Source organism: Lutibacter sp., from assembly GCF_016342705.1.
GTDB lineage: Bacteria > Bacteroidota > Bacteroidia > Flavobacteriales > Flavobacteriaceae > Lutibacter.
Window position 1 is genome coordinate 1 of the sequence record NZ_JAEINV010000032.1, and the last position, 2,982, is coordinate 2,982.

The 2,982-nt window shown below is 28.0% G+C and carries 4 protein-coding genes; 1 reads left to right on the plus strand and 3 read right to left on the minus strand.

The window, feature by feature from the left end:
- The 3 genes from JEY78_RS15710 to JEY78_RS15720 form a co-directional block, all read right to left on the minus strand.
- A partial coding sequence (locus JEY78_RS15710; RefSeq protein WP_291853684.1) for a phosphotransferase occupies positions 1–965 on the minus strand: 965 nt, incomplete at its 3' end.
- A 317-nt stretch (positions 966–1,282) separates the two neighbouring features.
- A complete protein-coding gene (locus tag JEY78_RS15715; RefSeq protein ID WP_291853692.1) occupies positions 1,283–1,480 on the minus strand; it encodes a cold-shock protein in 198 nt (65 codons plus the stop codon).
- 365 nt (positions 1,481–1,845) lie between these two features.
- A complete protein-coding gene (locus JEY78_RS15720) occupies positions 1,846–2,268 on the minus strand; it encodes a helix-turn-helix domain-containing protein (RefSeq protein WP_291853687.1) in 423 nt (140 codons plus the stop codon).
- A 205-nt stretch (positions 2,269–2,473) separates the two neighbouring features.
- Here JEY78_RS15720 and JEY78_RS15725 point away from each other — a divergent pair, with 205 nt between their 5' ends.
- A complete protein-coding gene (locus JEY78_RS15725) occupies positions 2,474–2,947 on the plus strand; it encodes a DUF2202 domain-containing protein (RefSeq protein ID WP_291853689.1) in 474 nt (157 codons plus the stop codon).
- Positions 2,948–2,982 lie beyond the last annotated feature (35 nt).

Genomic DNA, 2,982 nt, shown 5'->3' on the forward strand with positions numbered 1-2,982 from the left:
TAACTATTAATATAGTTTTGTCCCCATTCACTTTGAATTGTTTCTTCTCCCCCTGCAATAATAACAATATATAAAGTCAACTCTCTAAGTTTTAGAAAATCTTGCAGGTGCAATAACTCTTCTTTCGGTAAATTGTTATGAGTTTTATAACCTTTAAAAAAGTTATTTAAAATCCATAATGATTTTTCTGTCTTAATTTCAATTGTTGGATTTCTATATGCAAAATGATAAAAAAGGACAATTGCGATATCTGATATAAAGTGTTTATAGGCTGAATCATCAAAATCAAAGAATGTTAAATTCCCAAAATTATCAATAACCATATTGCCAAAATGTAAATCTGTATGGATTAATCCGTAATTATCTGTGTTTTTAGGGAAACTACTTATTTTTTTCATTCTTTCATTGAGTTTCTTTAAAATCTCATCTTCTTTTCCGGATAAAAACTTAGGTGCTAATTTGTAAAGCGTATCCTCTTCCCAAACTATTCTTTTGTGTTTTGGTTTAAATGTTTTTGTTAGCTTATGTAATAAGCCTATTTGTTTGCCTAAATTTTGCCAAAATTCAGGTTTTTTCACTTCTTCTCTCACTCTTCCACCCTTTCCTTTAATAAAGGAAGTAACGGTGAAATATGACTCGTTATCAATTTTTACCTTTTCTACAATATTATCCTTTACTGAATGAATAACTGTAGAAACAGATGCACCATTTCGAGCCAAATAATCTATAAATTCAATTTCTGCCAGAACTTGATTGTATGCTTTGTGACCGCTATGAACTAGCCTTAATATATATTCAATATTTTGTCTTTTATAAATGTAAATGAAATTTTCAAATCCTCCATAATATTCGATTTCTTCAAATCGTAGGCCATAATACTTTCCGGCCTCCATTATGATACTATCATTCATTGCTTTTCTAATATGCTCTTCCATAATTCTTCCTCCTAGTAAAAATTGTATCATAATGCAAAGTAATTATTAAAGTCTTTTTTGAAACAAAAAAAGTTCCCAGTAAACTGAGAACTTTTAATATTTAATCGATTATCTTATGCAGCAGCTAATAAGTAAACTGTTGTGTTTGCTAAAGTAATTAATGTGGAGAACATAGATGTAAAGAATACTCCAGTTTAAATATTACCAGTTTTAATTGACAATCTTCTCATAATAACACCAGCAATAGATAATGTAGGAACTAATCCAATACACAAAAATACTTAAAAGTTAATTTAAGAATCAATAAAGCCATAAAAAAAAGCCGATTGCTCGGCTTTTAATTTGAATTATAAACTTACGATGTTTGAAGCTTGAGGGCCTTTTTGGCCTTCAACTACGTCAAAGCTTACTTCTTCGCCTTCTTCAAGTGATTTGAAACCATCTTTTTGAATTTGTGAGAAATGTGCGAACACATCTTTCCCGTTTTCATCAGTGATGAATCCGAACCCTTTTTCAGCGTTGAACCATTTAACTTTACCAGTCATGTTTGTTACCTCCATAAATTATTTTTTTGACTTCGTACAAATTGTTAAAGAATAATTGAGGTAACTACGTTAACTTAATTTCATTACAAATTTATATTACATCGTATTTATAATACTATATTTTCACAGAAAAGCAAGAGTTTTGTTAATTTTTTTTCATAAATCGTTAAAAAATCATTGATATTTGGCGATTGTGTCATAAAAATCAATATTTTATAGCCAAACACCTGCTTTTAAATATAAAAATAGATTTCTAATCAAATTATAAATATATTTTATTTAATGTCTGTTCTTTCTATATATATATTTTATTTTAAAATTATTTACTTCTTTTCAATGATTTCCACTGTTTTTCTTCCTACTATCTATAAAGTGATTTCCTTTATTTCTCTAAGAAAAACTAATGCATCTTCTTCATTACCTTTAAAAGTGATTGTAGATATCTTTCCAGTCTTTGACATATTAAAATACAATGGGTTCTTTAGTGTTTTCACTATTAAGGATATTTTCATAGATTTAGAATAATCTAAATTCTCTATATTCTTTATAAACACAACCTCGTTATCTTTTGAATTGAAACCATTCATATATTCCATTATTTTAGATAAAGCCAATTTTTGTTGTGATTGTCTTATATTTGCATGGTTTATGTAATTGGTAAGATCTTCTTCACTAAACCGCCATGTGCCACCAATTTTTGTTCCCTTTAACATTCCTTCTTTGATATGTCTTCTAATTGTTCTTTCTGGAATATCTAACATACTCATTAAATCATTTAATCTAAACATAAAAATCACCTCACATCTATGATAGCTTAGTCACTTTGAAAAGACAATGACATAATAGCATGTTTTGGCATGTTTTAATTAATTTATTATATTTTTGTATAAATATTTACAATTTTACCAATAAAAAAGAATTGCTCCACGTATAATAACTGTACACACGGAAGAAACAACTTGCGTAAATTAAAGTACACACGGAGGAAACAACATGAAAAATATATTATTTAAAGGATTAATAGTTGCAGGATTAGCACTAACTGCAATATTTACAGTATCAATTACTAATGTAAGTGCAAAAAGCGTATTTGAAAATTATTCAGCAGATACTTATAGTGATGAAGTAACTTTAGATGAAAGTTACAGTTTAGAAGAAATGTTAATGTATGCAATTCAAGATGAATATTTAGCGAAAGCAGAATATGAAGCTATCATTGCTGAATTTGGAGAAGTAAAACCATTTACAAATATAGTATTAGCTGAACAAACTCACATTGATATGTTATTACCATTGTTTGCAACTTATGAAATTGAAGTTCCTGTAAACACAGCGGCAGACAGTGTAGTTATTCCAGATTCAATTACTAGTGCACTAGCTACTGGTATTGAAGCTGAAGAAGTTAACATTGCTATGTATGTAACATTTCTTGACTTTTGCAGTTACAAACACAAGATAATATATTAAAAGAGTAATTTATGGCTAAATAGTTATAAAAAACT

Coding starts and splice junctions, on each gene's coding strand:
- JEY78_RS15715 (WP_291853692.1), bottom strand. CDS start 1,480: ATGACTGGTAAAGTTAAATGGTTCAACGCTGAAAAAGGGTTCGGATTC.
- JEY78_RS15720 (WP_291853687.1), bottom strand. CDS start 2,268: ATGTTTAGATTAAATGATTTAATGAGTATGTTAGATATTCCAGAAAGA.
- JEY78_RS15725 (WP_291853689.1), top strand. CDS start 2,474: ATGAAAAATATATTATTTAAAGGATTAATAGTTGCAGGATTAGCACTA.